At 41.3% G+C, this 17,998-nt stretch carries 18 protein-coding genes; 3 read left to right on the top strand and 15 right to left on the bottom strand.

Features of this window, described 5'->3' with window-relative positions; translation table 11 throughout:
• The coding region (locus DI53_RS20510; RefSeq protein WP_206537987.1) for a hypothetical protein at nt 1-233 on the top strand (233 nt) is incomplete at its 5' end.
• A gap of 161 nt (nt 234-394) precedes the next feature.
• On the opposite strand, the gene DI53_RS05095 is transcribed toward DI53_RS20510, so the two are convergent.
• Nucleotides 395-2,542, bottom strand: coding sequence for a prolyl oligopeptidase family serine peptidase (locus tag DI53_RS05095; RefSeq protein WP_037496211.1), 2,148 nt, complete (start codon nt 2,540-2,542; stop codon nt 395-397).
• 177 nt (nt 2,543-2,719) lie between these two features.
• Between DI53_RS05095 and DI53_RS05090 the strand changes: the two genes are divergently transcribed.
• Together DI53_RS05090 and DI53_RS05085 are read left to right on the top strand one after the other, a co-directional pair.
• Complete coding sequence (locus tag DI53_RS05090) at nt 2,720-3,463, top strand: UDP-2,3-diacylglucosamine diphosphatase (protein WP_037496162.1); 744 nt, start codon at nt 2,720-2,722, stop codon at nt 3,461-3,463.
• A complete protein-coding gene (locus tag DI53_RS05085) occupies nt 3,451-4,032 on the top strand; it encodes a Crp/Fnr family transcriptional regulator (RefSeq protein WP_037496160.1) in 582 nt (193 codons plus the stop codon). The genes DI53_RS05090 and DI53_RS05085 overlap by 13 nt, the downstream gene beginning before the upstream one ends.
• Before the next feature lie 20 nt (nt 4,033-4,052).
• Here the strand turns inward: DI53_RS05085 and DI53_RS05080 are convergent, their stop codons facing one another.
• From DI53_RS05080 to DI53_RS05015, 14 genes are all read right to left on the bottom strand, one after another.
• Nucleotides 4,053-5,291 carry a thioredoxin family protein gene (locus tag DI53_RS05080; RefSeq protein ID WP_037496158.1) on the bottom strand — a complete coding sequence of 413 codons (1,239 nt, stop codon included), beginning with the start codon at nt 5,289-5,291 and terminating at the stop codon, nt 4,053-4,055.
• A gap of 100 nt (nt 5,292-5,391) precedes the next feature.
• Nucleotides 5,392-6,576, bottom strand: a complete 1,185-nt coding sequence (locus tag DI53_RS05075; protein WP_037496155.1) for a C1 family peptidase — start codon at nt 6,574-6,576, stop codon at nt 5,392-5,394.
• A gap of 250 nt (nt 6,577-6,826) precedes the next feature.
• Nucleotides 6,827-7,879 carry a TerC family protein gene (locus tag DI53_RS05070; RefSeq protein WP_037496152.1) on the bottom strand — a complete coding sequence of 351 codons (1,053 nt, stop codon included), beginning with the start codon at nt 7,877-7,879 and terminating at the stop codon, nt 6,827-6,829.
• Nucleotides 7,880-7,892: 13 nt separating this feature from the next.
• Complete coding sequence (locus DI53_RS05065) at nt 7,893-8,864, bottom strand: polyprenyl synthetase family protein (RefSeq protein ID WP_037496149.1); 972 nt, start codon at nt 8,862-8,864, stop codon at nt 7,893-7,895.
• 147 nt (nt 8,865-9,011) lie between these two features.
• Complete coding sequence (locus DI53_RS05060) at nt 9,012-9,575, bottom strand: DUF3109 family protein (RefSeq protein ID WP_037496147.1); 564 nt, start codon at nt 9,573-9,575, stop codon at nt 9,012-9,014.
• Between the two features lie 7 nt (nt 9,576-9,582).
• Complete coding sequence (locus DI53_RS05055) at nt 9,583-10,452, bottom strand: DUF3108 domain-containing protein (protein WP_338056422.1); 870 nt, start codon at nt 10,450-10,452, stop codon at nt 9,583-9,585.
• Nucleotides 10,406-10,921: a DUF2480 family protein gene (locus tag DI53_RS05050; protein WP_037496143.1), complete on the bottom strand. Its 516-nt coding sequence runs from the start codon at nt 10,919-10,921 to the stop codon at nt 10,406-10,408. Before DI53_RS05050 ends, DI53_RS05055 begins: the two co-directional genes overlap by 47 nt.
• A 62-nt stretch (nt 10,922-10,983) precedes the next feature.
• Entirely contained in the window at nt 10,984-13,092 is a 2,109-nt protein-coding gene (locus tag DI53_RS05045) for a peptidylprolyl isomerase (protein WP_037496140.1), read from the bottom strand.
• Between the two features lie 151 nt (nt 13,093-13,243).
• The gene (lptC, locus tag DI53_RS05040; RefSeq protein WP_052072077.1) at nt 13,244-13,840 is read right to left on the bottom strand and encodes an LPS export ABC transporter periplasmic protein LptC; all 597 of its coding nucleotides are present in this window, start codon (nt 13,838-13,840) and stop codon (nt 13,244-13,246) included.
• A gap of 4 nt (nt 13,841-13,844) precedes the next feature.
• Nucleotides 13,845-15,173, bottom strand: coding sequence for a BamG family beta-barrel-assembly machinery protein (gene bamG / locus DI53_RS05035; RefSeq protein WP_037496138.1), 1,329 nt, complete (start codon nt 15,171-15,173; stop codon nt 13,845-13,847).
• Nucleotides 15,174-15,383: 210 nt separating this feature from the next.
• Nucleotides 15,384-16,367, bottom strand: a complete 984-nt coding sequence (locus DI53_RS05030) for a DUF6427 family protein (RefSeq protein ID WP_037496134.1) — start codon at nt 16,365-16,367, stop codon at nt 15,384-15,386.
• A gap of 19 nt (nt 16,368-16,386) precedes the next feature.
• On the bottom strand, nt 16,387-16,584 hold the full coding sequence (locus DI53_RS05025; protein WP_037496131.1) for a CcmD family protein: 198 nt from the start codon (nt 16,582-16,584) through the stop codon (nt 16,387-16,389).
• A 52-nt stretch (nt 16,585-16,636) separates the two neighbouring features.
• Entirely contained in the window at nt 16,637-17,302 is a 666-nt protein-coding gene (gene ccsA, locus DI53_RS05020; protein ID WP_037496127.1) for a cytochrome c biogenesis protein, read from the bottom strand.
• A gap of 16 nt (nt 17,303-17,318) precedes the next feature.
• Nucleotides 17,319-17,978 (bottom strand): heme exporter protein CcmB, encoded by a 660-nt coding sequence (locus tag DI53_RS05015; protein WP_037496124.1) that lies wholly within the window; start codon nt 17,976-17,978, stop codon nt 17,319-17,321.
• Between the last annotated feature and the right edge of the window lie 20 nt (nt 17,979-17,998).

Genomic DNA, 17,998 nt, shown 5'->3' with positions numbered 1-17,998 from the left:
AAAGCGCCTCTTGTAAAAAGAAGCGCTTTTTTTGTTTATACAGATTGTTGTTAATGGAGGATCTATATGGAGATGCTGCGACTTGCGATGAGCGTCATCTTTCTCGCACTACGCTATACTCACTACTGAAGATTGCTTCGTCGTCGTATCTCCTCCTCGCAATGACGTTTAAGCTCAAAAATGCGTCCTTGCGAGGAAGTATGACGCGGCAATCTGCATTTTTGCAAGAGTAAGATAGCCACGCTATCGTACCCCCAGCGCGCAAGGACGGTCATCTTTCTCGCACTACTCACTACCCACTACCCACTACTCAATACTGAAGATTGCTTCGTCGTCGTATCTCCACCTCGCAAGGACGGTCATCTTTCTCGCACTACGCAATACTCACTACCCACTACTTAATCTCTTTATAATTCAATTTCATATTCTGAAACATAAAAGCCCATTTATCAGTTTGCTCGGCAATTACCATAGCTGTGGATTTCCCAGCTCCGTGTCCCGCTTTGGTATCAATGCGGATCAGTACAGGGTTGTCACCTTTATTGTATTCTTGCAAGCGAGCGGCAAACTTAAACGAATGTGCCGGAACTACACGGTCATCATGATCCGCCGTAGTGACCATGGTGGCAGGGTAGGCCGTGCCTGATTTTAAAGCATGATAAGGCGAATAGTTGTACAAGTAATCAAACATCTCTTTGCTGTCATCTGCCGTTCCATAGTCAAATGCCCAGCCTGCGCCAGCGGTAAACTTATGGTAGCGCAACATATCTAACACCCCGACTGCCGGGAAAGCTACTTTGAAAAGTTCAGGACGCTGTGTCATTGCAGCTCCCACCAATAGGCCGCCGTTTGAACCGCCAGATATAGCTAATCGATCTGATGATGTATACTTTTCGCTGATAAGGTATTCTGCAGCGGCAATAAAGTCATCAAATACATTCTGTTTTTTCATTTTTGTGCCAGCGAGGTGCCAAGTTTCGCCATACTCACCGCCCCCGCGTAAATTAGCAACGGCATACACGCCGCCCTGTTCCAAAAGCATCACGTTGCTCGTGGAAAACGCAGGCGTAAGGCTCACATTGAATCCACCATAGCCATACAGCATTGTCGGGTTCGTTCCGTCAAGCGTAATACCTTTTTTATACGTAATAATCATAGGGACCTTCGTGCCGTCTTTTGACGTGTAGAATACCTGTTTAGATTCGTATTGAGAAGGATCAAATTTTATGGCCGATGTTTTATACACGTCAGATTTGCCGGAGGCAATGTCATACTTATAAATAGTACCCGGATTTACGTAGTTCGTAAATGAATAGTAGAGGTCTTTATCTTTTTGTTTAGCGCCGAAGCCTGCGGCTGTGCCTAATCCAGGGAGATCTATTTCTCGCTCTAATTTACCGCTCCGATCATACTGCTTCACTAATGAGGTAGCATCTTTCAAATAATTCGCAAAGATTTTGCCGCCCCCTGTGGATGGAGAAAGGACTTGGTCTGTTTCTTTAATCAGATCTTTCCAGTTTGCACTGGTTGGATTCGCAAATTCCGTGGTCACTACTTTTCCATTTGGTGCATTCAATTCCGTGTAGATAAATAGTTTTGCCCCATCATTATCTATGATGTAGTGGTTCTTTTCCATGTTATCTACCACCGTTATAAAGCCGGCATTTGCATCAGCGAGATCTTTCAGGTACAGTTCGTTACCAGAGGTGGTGTTGGCTGCTGATACAATTAAGAAACGTTCGTCTTCGGAGAGGCTGGCCCCAATGTAGCGACGCGGCGTGGTGCTTCCACCAAAGATTAACTGATCCTTCGCTTGCGCGGTGTTTAATTTGTGAAAGTACAATTTGTGTTGATCAGTCATGGCTGATAGCGCAGAGCCATCTTTCGGTTTGTCGTAGCTGCTGTAGTAAAAACCTTCATTGCCTTGCCATGCTAAACCTGAAAATTTCACGTCAATAAGCGTATCGCCGATTACTTGATTTTTAGCAGCATCTAATACAATAACTTTTCGCCAGTCGGAACCCCCTTCAGATATTTGGTAGGCTACTAGCGAACCATCTTTACTGAACGAAACACCGGCTAACGAGGTTGTGCCATCCTCCGAAAACTTATTAGGATCAAGAAATACTTCCTCCTTGCCATCTTGCCCTTTTTTTCGGTACAATACATACTGGTTTTGCAGGCCATCGTTCTTGTAGTAGTAGATGTATTCTCCCTCTTCAAATGGGGCAGTCACCTTTTCGAAATTCCACAAATTTTCTAAACGTTGACGCATAGCTTCGCGAAACGGGATCTGCGCTAGATAATCTTCTGTAACGTCGTTTTCTGCGGCAACCCACTTTTTAGTTTTCTCCGAGCGATCATCTTCAAGCCATCGGTAAGGATCGTTCACCACGGTGCCAAAATAGTTATCGTTCTGGTCTATTTTTTCCGTTTGTGGATAAGGTTTTAAGAGCATGTCTTTTTTCGATTCCATAGTTTTTTGCTGTTGACAGGCGCTAAAGCTGATTGCCAAAAGCAGGATACCCAAATTTCTGTTCATAATCTGATTATTTTCTAGCGCATTGCGCATCTGTTCATTTGCAATTTACGAAAAGGTAAAAGAAAGGCAAACTTTGGGATGGAAAACCATTTTTTTTAGGTGCGGGGTTAAGCATATGCCTAGCCGAACGGGCTCTTGTTTATCCGTCATTATTTATCTAGCTTTGAGCCTTACAGCATGAGAGATAAGATATATTTTGCTTCTGATTTCCACTTGGGCGTGTCGCCTAAAAGTGCGTCCAAAACACGGGAGCTTCGTATAGTCGCGTGGCTTGATTCGATAAAGGCGGATGCCAAAGAGTTGCTGCTTGTTGGGGATGTATTTGACTTTTGGTTTGAGTACAGCACAGTTGTGCCGAAAGGCTTTATACGCTTTCTAGGTAAGCTTGCAGAACTGGCCGATTTAGGTGTGAAGATTACTTTTTTTAAGGGCAATCATGATATGTGGATGTTTGGCTACCTAAAAGAAGAGCTATGGGCTACTATCGTAAGTGACGAACTAATTATGGAGCTAAATGGCAGACGATTTTTCATACACCACGGGGATGGTTTGGGACCGGGAGATACAAAATATAAATTCTTAAAGTCTTTTTTTCGAAGCAATATTTGCCAATGGTTATTTGCAAGGCTACATCCTAATCTCGGGATCGGTATCGCGCAGCGATGGTCGCAGCATAGCCGAGCCAGCAATGAAGAACCAGAAGTCTTTTTTGGCGAAGACAAAGAGTGGCTGGTCCAATATGCGAAAGACAAGTTACGATCGACACATTTCGATTACTTTATTTTCGGGCATAGACATTTACCTTACGATTTGCCGCTTGCTCCCGATAGCCGCATTATCAATCTGGGGGAGTGGATACAGCATTTTACCTATGCCGTATGGGATGGCCAAGAATTAGCCCTTAAAAGATGGACGCTCTAGCCATTATTCAACGTATAGCGCCGCTGAATAAAAAGGATCTGGCGTTGTTGCTTCCACTTTTTGAAGAGATCGTTTTCAAGAAATCAACAGCTGTAATTGAAGCGGAAAAGAAGTCGCGCTATCTCTATTTCATTCGTTCAGGAGCATGCCGCGTATTTTACCATAAAGAAGAACGCGAGGTTATTTTAGATTTTGCTTTCCCGGGCGATGCGCTGATTTCGCTAAACAGTTATGTGCATGATAAAGCAGGCTATGAAACGATACAAACGATGGAAACGTCTACATTATATAAAATAGATTCTTTATTACTGAAAGCGTTATTTTCGCAGTCTATAGGTATTGCAAATTGGGGGCGCCGATTGGCAGAAATCGAGACATTGAAGATCGAGTATCGGTTAATGTCAAAACTTTTTAAGACAGCCACTCAAAGCTACGAGGAGCTATTAGAACGATCTCCAGAAGTTGTGCGGACGATAAAATTGGGATTTATTGCATCTTACCTCGGAATCTCGCAGGTCACGCTCAGCAGGATACGCGCAAAAGGTGTGTTACCTGAGCGCTTTAAATAATAAAACACTCAGGTAAAACCTTACCAGGTTTGTTCGCCTTTTTTCATCTTATCTAAGGTTGCAACGTAGGCTTCCTTATCTTTTTCATTCGCTTTTGCGATTGCTTTCTCTTGCCATTCTATAGCCTTGTCTTTATCACCTGATTTATACAGTAAGTTAGCATACGTATCTAGAAATGCAGGATCTTCATTTTTCTCCAATGACTTTTTGCTCCAGTCCAATGCCGCTTGTAGACATGCAGGATCGTCGCAGTTTTCAAATACAGACCATGCGAACTGGTTTAAAGACATGGGAGAGACCTTATTGTCATCTAATGCAATAAACTCATTAACCGCATCCTTAAAAGCAGGCCAGTTCTTTTTATTGAAATAGTATTGTGTTTTGATGTTTGCTAGAATGCCACTCATGTTCACCTCTGGGTGGTTTTTCTCGATGTCTCGTTTTAAGGCTGCAAAATCTACATTATTGTTGTCCTTCAATTGAGGCACAATTAGTTCAGTAGCCAGAACAGAAGACAATATATCATTCGCTTTCCGATTTTTAGCCTGAAGCAGTTCATCTACTTTCGCGGTGTTATTTTTAATGATGCCGTAGGCTGCCGATTTGCTAGACGTTGCACCTTGTACTAAAAATTGGATACCTTCCGTAGTCAGTAATGTTTCGCCACCAACAAGATCTATGTAGCGAGCAGCAGCCTTTTTTTCCAAATCTTGATCGTAAGCAAGCTTCGCCGCTTTCGCTGTCTTTTTCGCTATTTCGGCATCTTGTGGATTTTTCTCAAATTGCTTAACCAATGTGATGTATTGCGTTTCCGGATCAAGTCCCGCCTGTGCTTTGGCAATAAAATCATCGGCTTCGCCGCCTCCTATGATACGGTGTACAAGTTCGCCATCTGGACTAAAAATTAAAAATGTAGGATATGCACGTACAGCATAATCTGTTGCAAACCGACTTGCCTCATCATACCAAGATTTTACCTCCTCATTGTCGTCCTTTGTCTGATCCATCTGCAGCTTCAGGTTGACAAAGTTTTTATTAAAGAAGTCGCCAACTTTTTCCTGCGGGAAGATGGTAGATGACATGTATTTGCAGGGGCCACACCAAGTGGTAAAGCAATCGACAAAAATATGCTTGTTTTCGGCTTTCGCTTTGGCCTTTACTTTGGCCCATGTAGTTTGATGTTCGAAGGCGATACCTTTTTCCTGCGCGAAGGTTAAGATAGGCAGAATGATCAGCAGGGTCAGAATTAGCTTTTTCATAATGAGAGATTTATACGTAAATGTAAGGTAATCTACAAAATAGTATAAAAAAATCCCAAGAATTTCTTTTCTTGGGATTCAGAATCGCTGTGAAAGGCTCCTACAGGCCTAATTTAGAAGATAAATTTTTGGTAAGGGCTTTCTTATGTAACAAAATTGATATCGTTTTGTAGCGGACATATTCTTTTGTGACATACATGTACCCTTTATAATCATTGGTTTCACCCCAAGAGTTTTTGACGATATAGTATTCTTTACCGTTCTGATCTTTTACTAAACCAACGATATGCATGCCATGGTCATCTGTGGTAGCATAATTGTCAAATGCCTGCTGACGTTGCGCGGCCGTGATAGATGGCTCTGCTTTTGGTCCATTAAACATTTCATCTTGCTCTGCTTTGCTCATTTGCTCTACCGGTTTTTCAGGTACGTATGCTACACCATTTTTCCAGCTAAAGCTTTTTTCCGATACATCCGTTGCCCAAGCGACAGTGTAGCCATTGTCTAACGCATTATCAATAATATCAGTTAGCTCATTAATCTGTACGTTGTAAAAACGTTCGAATGACCAGTTATCAGGGATTAACAAAACAAAAGGTTTGTAATAAGCGTGTTCTTCGAAAGATGAAATCCCAACGTAATCATCCGGATTAATGCCCACTACCTGATCCGCAAATGTCCGTGGTGTGTAGGTCTTTCCGTTATACTGGAAAGATTCTGGCACTTCCCCCAAATAGGCATCCATTGCAGCGGTAAATGCCTTCAACCAATTGTTACTAGGCTTTTTACTTTTTGCAATGGTTTCAGTCATGCCCTGTAGCAACGGCCCCATTTCAGAAAAATTGTTACGGTTTTGGTCGGTTGGCAGGCCAGAGTATACTTCCCTCGGCACGGCCCCATATTTTTGGAAGATTGTTAGCACATCATGCAGCTGCCCTCCGTCGCCTTGTGCCTGATCGCCATGCAAGCGCACGTAGTTTTTCGCTTTCTCGATATATGTGTTTCTAGCCGTGAAAATTTGTGAAATCTCAACGGGTTTCTTGCCCATACGGATCATTTCAGATTCTAGGAAAGAATTTCCTGAATAAGACCAACACGTTCCAGAAGAACCTTGATCCTTAATGGAAGTGTTACCCAAATTTAAAACCTCGGTAAATTTAAATCCATCTTTGCTATTATCACTGACGTTGTTTTTTAAAGAGTTGATCAGGTTGTCCTGCGCATGTACCTGTCCGGCTGCAACAAAGAAGGCAGCTGCAAGCAATATCGATTTATTCCAGTTCATTATTACATTTAAATTTCACGAAGTTAAAATATTAAACGACTTTATAGCACAGGTGTATTGTAAAAATCATGAAGCACTGCAAAATATTAGATTTATATCTTGCTTAGACGGCTGTGGCCAAGGAGATTTTAGCTGCTCCGAGCGATCTTGTCGGGCGATAGGGAACTTTATTGGTCAAAATTGCAAATTGCCGAGTCATAGCTGCTCGGCAATTTGCAATCGCGCTTATATCAAGATTTAACAGATGAATTTACTGCGTTAAGTTCTCTTTTTTTGGAAAAATAAGCGATGCGACGACGCTAATTACCAGAATCGAAACGATGATTATAAGCGAATGTATAGTTTCAAATCCAAAACTTTCCAACCAGCTATGTAAAAGCATTTTTGCACCGATAAAAATTAGGAGAAAGGCTAAGCCAACTTTTAGGTAGTGGAACTTGTGAATGATATTCACTAAAAGGAAGAACATAGAGCGCAACCCTAAAACCGCAAAAATATTTGAAAAGAAAACGATATATGGGTCTTTTGTGACTGAAAATATTGCTGGAATAGAATCCACTGCGAAAATTAAATCTGTAAATTCGATAACCAATAGTACTAAAAAGAGCGGAGTCATGTAGCGGACTCCATTTTCTATATGGAAGAATTTTCCGCCATCTAAACGTGGCGTAACCTTAAAATATTTAGAGGCAAATTTAACAACCGGATGGTTTTGTGGATCAACTTCCTCTTCTTTATTTCTATTGATGTACATATTGATTCCGGTGTAGACCAGAAATGCACCGAAAACATATAATATCCAGCCGAATTTTGCGATCAACGCGGCGCCGACAAAAATAAAAATGCAGCGTAACACGATCGCACCTATAATACCCCACACAAGCACCTTATGGTAGTATTTCTCTGGAATACCAAATGAAGAGAAGAGGAGCACCATTACGAAGATATTATCTACAGACAAGGCATATTCTACTACGTATCCTGTTAGGTATTCTATCGTGAGTGTTTTGTTGTACAGCTGTAGACTGGCCGCCAAATCGCTCCCGATTGGCGTGATGTTGTGGTAATGCTTTTCAATAACAGCTTGAAGCGTTGCGAAATCGTGTACATTGTGCAGCTCATTGCCCCAAAAGTAGAGCACAAGGCTGAAAGCTAACGCAAATAGCACCCAGATGGCGCTCATAATTGCCGCTGCTTTTAATGTGATTGGCTTGTCGCTCTTGGAAAAGAGACCTAAGTCTACCGCTAGCATAAGGATAATGAATATGACAAATCCTCCAAAAAAATATAACTCGTGGCTCATAGGTGTTAATCTGCTATTTATTTCTTTCTGTTGTAAATCGTACGAGTTGTTCTAACGCTGTACGGTATATGTTGTCTGGAAACGTTGCCAATATCTCGAACGCTTCTGCCTGATATTGCAACATTTTTTGCGTCGCGTAATCCATTCCGCCACTGCTTCGTACAAATGCAATTACTTCAGCAACCTTTTCCTTGTTATCGCTATGATTGCGGATCAGATTGATGATTCTTCGCTTCTCGGAAGTAGAGGTGTTTTTCAAAGCATAGATCAGCGGTAATGTCAATTTCTTTTCCTTAATATCATTTCCTACCGGCTTCCCAACATCGTCCAATCCAAAATCAAAAAGATCATCCTTGATTTGGAAAGCGATGCCCACCTTTTCACCAAACGCTCGTAACATGTTTACTTTTTCATTGTCCACTCCGGCGGAGCAGGCGCCACTGGCGCAACATGACGCAATAAGTGAGGCTGTCTTTTTTCGGATAATTTCGAAATATATATCTTCTTGTATGTCTAACTTTCTAGCTTTCTCTATCTGCAAAAGTTCGCCTTCGCTCATTTGCTCCACCGCTTCGGATACGATTTTTAACAACGCATGCTCATCGTTGCGCACCGAAAGCAGCAATCCTTTAGCCAGTAAAAAGTCGCCTATCAATACGGCCACCTTGTTTTTCCAAAGCGCATTCACGCTGAAAAATCCCCTGCGCTCGTTGGCATTATCTACCACATCATCGTGAACAAGCGATGCCGTATGCAACAGTTCAACTAACGAAGCCCCGCGGTAGGTAGAGTCATTGATTCCACCACACAGGCCAGCAGATAAGAAGACAAACATCGGACGCATTTGTTTCCCTTTTTGTTTGATGATATATTGGGTAATGCGGTTTAGTAGAGGAACGGGGCTCCGCATCGACTCTTTAAATCGGCCTTCAAAAATTTTGAGCTCTTCTGCTATGGGAGTTTGTATATCTTTTAATTTCAGCATGAAAAATGGCTAAATAACCATATCGTTTAAGCGGTTAAAACTGCCATAAATATAAGAAATATCCATGATTGCGGCGCACAAACACGCGTGAAAATAACGCGGATATTCCATAGGATGGCTAGCAAACCAATTATTTGTATAAAATAGCTATAGCGCTTCGACAGCTAATTCCAATTCCTTATACCATTGATCTCCATATTGGCGAATTAAAGGATCTTTCAGAAATTTGTAAACAGGGACGCCGAGATCTTTTCCGAAGGTGCAAGCGTCATGGCAAATATGCCAACGGTCATAGTGCAAAACCTCGAATTCTGGGTAATGCGTAGTACGGATAGGGTAGAGGTGACACGAAATGGGTTTCTTCCAATCAACTTCTCCAAGTTCGTAGGCTTTTTCTATGGCACATTTAGTGATACCATTTTCCCAAGTAACATAGGCGCATTCCTTATTTCCATCTACGCAGGTTGTCGTTAGGTCGCCATCGACATCAACAACGTGTGTCCCTTGTTCTTCGATCGCCTTTATTCCGGCAGCGGTCATGTAAGGCTTTACCTTAGGGTAAATTTTCCGAAGTATATCTGTCTCTTTGGGTTCAAGGGGCGCGCCAGCATCGCCCTCAACGCAGCAGATTCCTTTACATTTTGTTAAATTGCACACGAAGTCATTCTTGATCACATCTTCATGTACCAACACGTGGCCTACTTCTATCATCTCTTGCTTATTTTGAATAACTTACCCGCTGTCCGAGCTTGTGTTTTAACCCGCTAGCTTGTGTGAGTTCCATCGTCACGGAACCAATTATAATTTCTACTTGTGCTTTAACAGGTATCCTATTGCCATCGTTAGTTACCCATAAAAACAGTTGACTATCCTTTTTAAAGATTCTGCCCGATTTAATTTCAGGACTTAACTTAATACATTCCAACGTCCCTAAAGACGTTTTTATTTTTTCTATTCCAATGTATTTTATACCTAGCTGTGAGACTTCGTCATTCAAAAAATAACTAATCTTAAACGTATCGCCTTTTTTCAAAGAAGAGAGGTCAAGGTTGCGGGAGAAGTAATATGCGGATAGAAGGTCAAAAAACTGCGACGTCGGACTGGTGAAGGTTCCTTTTTTTCCTGAAACTTTCTTATTTCTATGGTCGAATGTTGCGTATTCTTTACGTGTATAACTGCCCTCATGTATATCTTCTGTATAAAGATACGGAAGGTAGTTGTCGCCATCGACATACGAATCGTATTGATTTTTTACCGTGTAAAATACAGAGAAAGCTCCAGACGTTTGGCCAAATGCAGAAAGATGGTAGGCATTCGGATTGCTAAAGCGTAACTTTGATTTCTCCACCTTTAATGTGCCTGTGGCGGCAGAAATAACGCCATACCGCAGCTTATATGTTAGCTTCTCGCCTTCTTTGTATGTAGGATCTGGGAGATACGGAAGATTTTGAGCATAAGCCGCACTAAGGTAGCTAAGTGTGATAAAAAATAACGCGTATAATTTTTTCATAGAAGGATTGACATCATTGGCTGCCAATGGTTTAACTTTTACGTTTAAATACCGGAACAGTTGAACATGGTTCGCCATACATAATACTTTTAGCCACTTGGCTAAGCTTTACCGTAAATTTAACAAAGGCAGATTCGGGGACGTAAATATCTCCACAGCCTTTAACGACTACGCGTTGGTCTTGGTACTCGGCAAAGTCTATGGCTTTGATCTTTTCGGAAAACAGCGTATTGCGCACTGTTTCTGCATCGCCAAAATGTACGCTGAGGGCATGCGGCTCTAATTTATTTGCTAACAACATGTAAGCCCAAGTGGGTACAATAGCATCTGTTGAACAAATTATTCCCACATGCTTGCCATTGTACTGCGACCAGTCATGTGTTTTGATGAAATCTCTAAAATCTTTTTCCTTCAATATAAGGCCATGAAACAAATTTTCCTTGATGTCATAAACCAGTATATCCTCCTGTGGCGCATAGTTTGCTAAGTCAACGGTTATTAGCCCGCTTTGCGCTACCTTGTTAACAATAGTTTCCTGAATATCCATTAGATCCTAAAATAAAAAAAGCCGGGCTATTTTTGCCCAGCTATAAAGTTACTGATTAAATCCTAATAGAATCTAATGCGATTGTCATCAATATCTGCCTTATTTTGCAACGCTTGGTAGATGGATGCCCATGCACGTTGCGACTTAGATGCTAGCATTTGCTTCTTTTGATTTGCCATATCACTCGCTACAAGCTCTGCAGGATTAACAAAGCTGTTTACTTGGACGGCGTAAACGCCTTGGATACCTTTTACAGATTTTGAAACCTTATTCGGCTGAAGTCCAAATGCTGTGCCTACAACGGCAGGCTCCAATGCTACACCTGGCAATACAGGGTTTGCTAATACAATGTTTTCTACAGCTACCGCGGCTTTTCCAAGTTTCTGTGCTGCTTGGTCAACGTTTGAAGCGCCATTCAATGCGTTGTTTAATTTCTCCGTCAACATTTTAGCTTTCACCTCGTTTTTCACCTGCGCTTCTATTTGCGGTTTAACAGCGTCTAGCGATAAATGTCCTTTAGGCTGAATGTCGACTACGCGTGCTACGATAAAATGTTGGTCCGTATCAAATATTTTCTCAGAAATCTCTCCTTTTTTAGCTTCAAATAACCAACGTACTAAATCGCGTGGCACTTCTACGCCGTTGAAATTGTTGTCCATGGCAACTGCACGATCAATTTTTTGGATTTTAGCACCTTGCTTCGCGGCAATATCACTGAAATTTTTGCTGTTAGCATCGCCAAAGAAGTTGTTTGCTTTGGTGTAAGCTGCATCTGTAGTTGCTTTCCCGCTGTTAATTGTTTTGTCAACAATGGCCGCTTTTACAATTTTCGAATTTCCTATCTGTTTTTCGATTTTGATAATGTGTGTACCAAACCGACTATTCACAACGACTACTTCCCCGGGTTTGCCAGAAAATACTGCTTCGTCAAATTCCGGTACCATTTGGCCACGAGGGAAAGTTCCCAAATCGCCACCATTAACCTTGCTTCCCTGATCAACACTAAACTGAACAGCTAGTGCAGAGAAGCTTTCTCCTTTTTGGATAAGACCTTTGATCGAATCTGCTTTGGCCGTTGCTTTGTCCACACCACCTTCAGCGGTAGCATTTAAAAGAATGTGTGAAGCTTTTACAGAATCGGGACTAAATTTAGCATCCACCACCTTTGCTATTTCATATACACCATTGGATAGAAATGGGCCTACCGTTGTACCAACAGGTACATTGAATAATACAGAATCCAAATCTGGGCTCGCCTGTCCTTTACGGATGTAGGTGAAAGGGTGCTTTGTATCGGAGTTAACAGCCGCAAAAAGCGAATCAGTTTTAGAATTCACCAATTCCGTCTTTAGTTGTTCGATAGTCGACTTCGTTGCAGCAGTATCATTTGCTGTTGGTGTAGCATCAAATAATACATATTCGATTGAACGTGTTTCTTCTGGATTTTTGAAAGCGTTTTTATGCGCGTCATAATAAGCTTTATAATCGCCGTCTGTAAGCTTTATCTCACCATCTTTCACCGATGAATAATCAAGCATTAAATACTTGAAATTTGCTAGCTTATTGCGTTGGTTGTATTCGTCTTGCGCTTCAAGAGCAGTCACATATACGCTATTGCTTAAAAGGTTTGAATACTTTTGGTTAAGGCGTTCGTTACGAATATTTTCCAAAAGCATTTCCCATTGTTGAACCATCTCAGGCGTGCCTTGAGTGTTCACTTGTGAGATAAAAGTATTTAATTGGTTTTTGTCAAATTGACCAGTTTCTGGGTTTGTAAAAGCCTGCACGATTTGCGGCGAAGGATTGTTGCCCGTTACCAAGCTATTTAATTCATCCTTGCCTACTATCAATCCTAGTTTTTCAATTTCCTGCTTGAGCAGTTCTTGTGAAACGAACTGATTCCACACCTGTTGAACAGCATATGAGCGTATCTGTGGAGACGCTGCTCCGCCCATTTGTTGTTGGTACATCGCGGTGGTTTGATCTACCTGGGCATTGAATACCTGATAGTCGATGGATTCGCCGTTTACGCTACCAACCTGATTTTGGCTTTTCGCCCAAAATGGAGTTCCAACATTGATGATGTCTCCTAATAAAAACGCAACAATTGCTAAACCGATGATGGTGACCACCAACCCCGCCCGGTTCCGCAAATAGCTCATTAATCCCATAATCTATATACTGTGTTATTTTGTAAATGCTTTTTTTAATTTGTTTTGGCCTGTATTTAAAACAAGGCGCAAGATACAACTTTTATGAAAAAAAATATAAAAAATTCCGAAGGAGGGAAACTTAATTTGAGGAGATTTGTTATGCATGACTTTATTGTCCAAATCGGGGGAATTGTGAATCGCCGCTTGGAATGTAAAAGCCCGTCATATTTTGGCCGTCGATTTTCTTAAAATCCGAGTCTGATATAAAGCTAGTGGCTTGAAAGCTGCCACGGCCATCTTTCAAATCAAACACGATTGGAACCGTGTTGTAATAGATGTTTTTCTTTTCATCAAAAAATAGCTCTTCAGTTTTTACAATAGATCCATTGGCCATTGTAATCACCACGTTGCGTCGAAACTCCGTTATGCCTTCTTTCGCTTTTTGGGTGGCGTAGTCTGATTTTATACGTTGGGATTCGGCACCATTCTCATCAAAAAAACGGATTAACGTTCCCTTTTTAAATTCGTACATGCCAACGCTGTCGGGATATTCGCGAAGTTCTGGCGCAGTAAGTTGCGCTTTAACCCTAGCAGAATCGCTGTAGGTTACAATTACGTCTTTCGATATGTTAACATTTTCCTCCTGTTGGATGTTTGCAATTTTTTCAACGTCACGCAAATCATTCTCGCAAGCGGTGAAAAGACTTACTACTAACCCTACATAGCACATAAAAGGCCACCTATATTGTATCCTTTTGCTAGACATGTCGTTAATCTAAACTGCGACGAATAAACCAAGAATCGTTTATGGTGAAACCAAAATTAATATTGATGTAGCGCTCTCTCACCAAGTTGTTGTTTAAGGTACCCTGTTGACCCAGTTCTGCAGAAATATTGATTTGCGAAAAAGTGCGTCCGAAGTTTGTTTCAGGTAATGGGAATCCAAATCCTACCGTCACCGCCATATCGTTGATGTTTTGGTTTCGATAAACTAACGGTGTTTTGCTATAGCGAAATCCTAATCGGTAATCAACTTGGTTCAGGTACCGAACGGAAGTCGGATCAGGCTTAATCTGCCCACCAACGGCTATGGTATAACCGTCTTCCATTTGCGTTTGGCTTTGTGTGCTTTGGAATTTTGACCAATCTGTATATTTGAAATCAGCACCGATCATCCAGTTATAGCCTTTCGATAGGGTAAACCCTATGTTATGTTTTAGTGGTAGGTTTATCAATGAGTTACTTAAAATTCTCGAGCTGGTCGTATCCGAAGGTGGAGCGATATAGTCAGGGTCGCCTAAATTATTGTTGTCGGAAATTGTAGCAATCATACTCCGTCGTGCCGTTATCCGATTATCTAATCCTCCACTATAGCCGACAGTTAAATTATATTTTTTTCCCAACGCCCTGCTGTATTGTAAACCGTAATCTACAGCTACTCCGCGGATGTTACGGGTTTCTCTCATCTGCGTTTGGTATGCATTGCTCACGTTGAGGAAGTTTACATTGGTTAAATCATAAAGATTACCGAATAAAAATCCTACGTTGGCACCCACACTTAATCCTTTAATAGGTGAAACACCATATCCTAAGAATGCTTTATTGATCCCGCCTTCACCGGATAGTGATGTTCTGTATTGTAGAGTATCTAAAGACTGCGTCGATGTTGCCGAGTAACCTACGTCGGAAAAAGGTATCAAGCCGAAAGCTAAGCCGCCATATTTACTTAGGGGAATCCCGATAGCGAGGTGGCTAAAAGCAAAGTCAGCTGTTTGATCCGTGCTTTGGTTATTCGAAAGCTGCGTGAAATTTCCGTACATGCCTGCTTCCAATATCGTCCGGTTCATTCCGGAATAAGATGCAGGGTTTGCAATATTTAGTGTTGGAAGACCATTTAAATACTTAACACCGGTCGAAATACCTCCCATTGCGCGCGTTTGCGGGAATAAGTCTTCGCGGATTTGTCCTAAACCAAATTGCGAGTAGGGGGAATGCGATGTGGATTGTTGCGCGTAACTCTCTTGACCTGCAAATATGGCCAATCCTACAACTATCTTTAGCGCTATTTTAGTAAAACTTCCTGTTAAATATCTGTGCATATGTTTGTACGTGTTGCATTTTAGCAAAGCCAGCTTTCACTGTTTCTTGTTTAGGCTATTTTTGCTGGAGCCTCCTATTGGGATGTGTTGCTAAAAGTGCGTGCTTTGTCAAAATTTGATACAAAACTATCTAATTTTTAATTATTCCGTTAGTTCAATTTGTTAAAAAAGGTTAATCGTTTAATTGTTAGTTAGTTATGCAAATGTTGTTTAAAAAAACTGGAAATACAATATCGTTACAATGATCACGAAGTAGAGCGTCTCGTAGATCCATTTGGATTTTGAATGTGTAAAATAGTACGCAAGGTAGATCGCTAGCGGCGGTGCGCATAGTAGAAAGTGGTTAATCGTAATGTGCTCATTAAGATAGAATGATCCTAGCGTCAATAAAATCATAAAGAACAACAGTTGGAAAGCTTTCCGCAGATGAACTACACTCCGAAAAAATTGATCTTTAAGCACTACAAGGAAGAATAGTAATGCAATAATGATAGGAACAATCACGAGGTAATCGTAAACATTTAGCGATAGCTCCTTCGGAAAAGGGTAAGCCAGAGGTTCAAAAATTGCGTAAAATTCTTTCAGTCGGCCTAGCCAGTAGTAGATTACTCCTAGTAGAAAATAAATCGTCGTAAATCCAAGAAGCGGCGTAACAATTTCACGCCAATTGAATGCTCGAAAGATGATTAGACTGATCCATAGAAGAAGCATCATCAGCATAAACGGAAAGTAGATCAAGCTGCCCGCTGCAACAATCATCCCCAGGTCAAACATCAGCCCTTTTACGTCGGTTTGCTTGTAGATATTGAAAAGCTTTCCGAGCATCCATATCGCGATAAAATTACAGATAAGCGGCGGCGAAAGTACCAAAAATGGTGCAAAAAGGCTTACTAACGTCATATACATCAACGCTGTAAGGAAATTTGGCTTGCCCATGAAATTAAAATGGCTCACAATCCTATTCAGGAAGAAAGCCTGTAGCAGCGTCAACAGCAATGTGATAAAAACGTTTTCGCCGGGCCGCAGGTTGTCGCCTAGTGTTATACCAATAAGGTTATTGATTGCCGGTTCAAATAGGATAGGTGTAATTTTATCCGGAAGGTGTAAGAACACCCCAAGGCATAGGGCTAAGCCAACGATCGATACCGATACAATATTGAATGGCGTAAACTTTCGATGTTGGCGGATGATCATTAACGGTTTTTTTAAAGGGCTATTTTTCCAGTTTTTTGATACGTCTGTCTAGCAGAAATAAAAACACCCCCAAAACCACAAAAATCGTTAATAAAACAAGCACGACTACGTATATCTTACCAGAGCTACGTAAGCCTGTTGCCATGTCGATTTCGCTTTGTGCAAAGAGTGTCGTATTAAATAAAAGAAGGAATACTGCAGCAAGGCTATTTTTCATTGTTGAGTTTTTTTTACGCTAGTTTTTCCAGCGGTACATGTTAAATAAGTAACTAGTCTATTTGGTTTTTACGATTTTCCAGAAGCCGCAATCTATAGCGCAATGTAAAGATCCATATGCCGATCAGTATCCATCCAATTACAGAAATATAGAATATGGGACGCATTTGGCTATTCATATCCAAGTCACGGAAGGTACCATTCCCACCACTACCAGGATGCAGGGAGTCTGTCATTTTTGGCAAAATGTACAACAGAACAATCATTACCGGGAATGCGAATATGTTGTATACGGCAGATATCTTTGCTCTCTTTTGCTCTTCTTCCAGCGCGTTTCGCAGTACTAGATAAGCCAAATACATTAAAGTGGCTATTGCGGAGCCATTTAACTTCGGGTCATTAGGCCAAGGCTCCCCCCAGGTAATGTTTGCCCAAAGCATACCGGTGAGCAGTCCTATAGCGCAAAATATAATACCAGTATTCACCGCCTCAACAGCCATTAAATCGTGCGACGTTTTTCCCGAGCTCAGGTATTTCACGCTGTAAATGACAGAAATCAAGTACAACGTTACCATAGCAAACCACATCGGTACGTGAAAATAAACGTTTCTTATTGTTTCGTGAAGGATAGGTAAAACAGGGACTGGGCCGAGCAATCCTGCTACAATGGCAGATGCAACCATCACAAGTCCTAATATTTTCCACCAAGATTTTCTCATGTCAGAAATTTGAAAATTAATCACGCCAAAGGTAAGGAAATAACAACAAAGAAATTGTAATTGTAATTACATTAATCGCTAAAAGGACCACGATTTCGCCACTGCTAATGCCGCGATCTAGCCCCGTCAGGGCATTGTTAGAAAGTTTAATAAGCACAATAATAAGTGGAATAATAATCGGGAAACCCAGTACAGCCATCAGCGTACTGTTATTGCCCGCCTTGGCACTTATCCCCGATATCATGGTGAAAACCGATGCGAAACTCATGCTTCCCAGAAGTACTGCAGATGTAAATAATAGTGGATCGCCGATGGATTGCTTAAAGGTAATGGCATACACTGCATAGGCTATGATGGAAAGCACCAACATCACTATGGTATTATAAATAATTTTAGATAAAATTACAGCTCTTGGACTGACCAACGTGTGGTAATAAAGCTGTCGGTAGGAACTCTCTTGGACAAAGCTGCGACTAATAGCGTTAATGCTAGCGAAGAGTAAGATAATCCAAAACAATGCATTCCAAACGAAAGTATCTACAGATTTGAATGCTTGGTAGCAAACGAATACTGTAGATACTACGTATAATAATATACCGTTGATGGCGTATTTGGAGCGCCATTCAAGGACGATATCTTTATAAACTAATGTTTTTATTTGCTGGAACGTGTTCATCGACAGCGCAAAGATACAAA

Source organism: Sphingobacterium deserti, assembly GCF_000757725.1.
In the GTDB taxonomy this organism is placed as follows: domain Bacteria; phylum Bacteroidota; class Bacteroidia; order Sphingobacteriales; family Sphingobacteriaceae; genus Sphingobacterium; species Sphingobacterium deserti.
Note: the sequence above shows the minus strand (reverse complement) of the source record. Positions and strands in the feature narration are given on the sequence as shown.

What these genes read in the sequence shown, in the direction of transcription:
- DI53_RS05095 (WP_037496211.1), bottom strand. Translation starts at nt 2,542, where the DNA reads ATGAACAGAAATTTGGGTATCCTGCTTTTGGCAATCAGCTTTAGCGCC.
- DI53_RS05090 (WP_037496162.1), top strand. Translation starts at nt 2,720, where the DNA reads ATGAGAGATAAGATATATTTTGCTTCTGATTTCCACTTGGGCGTGTCG.
- DI53_RS05085 (WP_037496160.1), top strand. Translation starts at nt 3,451, where the DNA reads ATGGACGCTCTAGCCATTATTCAACGTATAGCGCCGCTGAATAAAAAG.
- DI53_RS05080 (WP_037496158.1), bottom strand. Translation starts at nt 5,291, where the DNA reads ATGAAAAAGCTAATTCTGACCCTGCTGATCATTCTGCCTATCTTAACC.
- DI53_RS05075 (WP_037496155.1), bottom strand. Translation starts at nt 6,576, where the DNA reads ATGAACTGGAATAAATCGATATTGCTTGCAGCTGCCTTCTTTGTTGCA.
- DI53_RS05070 (WP_037496152.1), bottom strand. Translation starts at nt 7,879, where the DNA reads ATGAGCCACGAGTTATATTTTTTTGGAGGATTTGTCATATTCATTATC.
- DI53_RS05065 (WP_037496149.1), bottom strand. Translation starts at nt 8,864, where the DNA reads ATGCTGAAATTAAAAGATATACAAACTCCCATAGCAGAAGAGCTCAAA.
- DI53_RS05060 (WP_037496147.1), bottom strand. Translation starts at nt 9,575, where the DNA reads ATGATAGAAGTAGGCCACGTGTTGGTACATGAAGATGTGATCAAGAAT.
- DI53_RS05055 (WP_338056422.1), bottom strand. Translation starts at nt 10,452, where the DNA reads ATGGCGAACCATGTTCAACTGTTCCGGTATTTAAACGTAAAAGTTAAA.
- DI53_RS05050 (WP_037496143.1), bottom strand. Translation starts at nt 10,921, where the DNA reads ATGGATATTCAGGAAACTATTGTTAACAAGGTAGCGCAAAGCGGGCTA.
- DI53_RS05045 (WP_037496140.1), bottom strand. Translation starts at nt 13,092, where the DNA reads ATGGGATTAATGAGCTATTTGCGGAACCGGGCGGGGTTGGTGGTCACC.
- lptC (WP_052072077.1), bottom strand. Translation starts at nt 13,840, where the DNA reads ATGTCTAGCAAAAGGATACAATATAGGTGGCCTTTTATGTGCTATGTA.
- bamG (WP_037496138.1), bottom strand. Translation starts at nt 15,173, where the DNA reads ATGCACAGATATTTAACAGGAAGTTTTACTAAAATAGCGCTAAAGATA.
- DI53_RS05030 (WP_037496134.1), bottom strand. Translation starts at nt 16,367, where the DNA reads ATGATCATCCGCCAACATCGAAAGTTTACGCCATTCAATATTGTATCG.
- DI53_RS05025 (WP_037496131.1), bottom strand. Translation starts at nt 16,584, where the DNA reads ATGAAAAATAGCCTTGCTGCAGTATTCCTTCTTTTATTTAATACGACA.
- ccsA (WP_037496127.1), bottom strand. Translation starts at nt 17,302, where the DNA reads ATGAGAAAATCTTGGTGGAAAATATTAGGACTTGTGATGGTTGCATCT.
- DI53_RS05015 (WP_037496124.1), bottom strand. Translation starts at nt 17,978, where the DNA reads ATGAACACGTTCCAGCAAATAAAAACATTAGTTTATAAAGATATCGTC.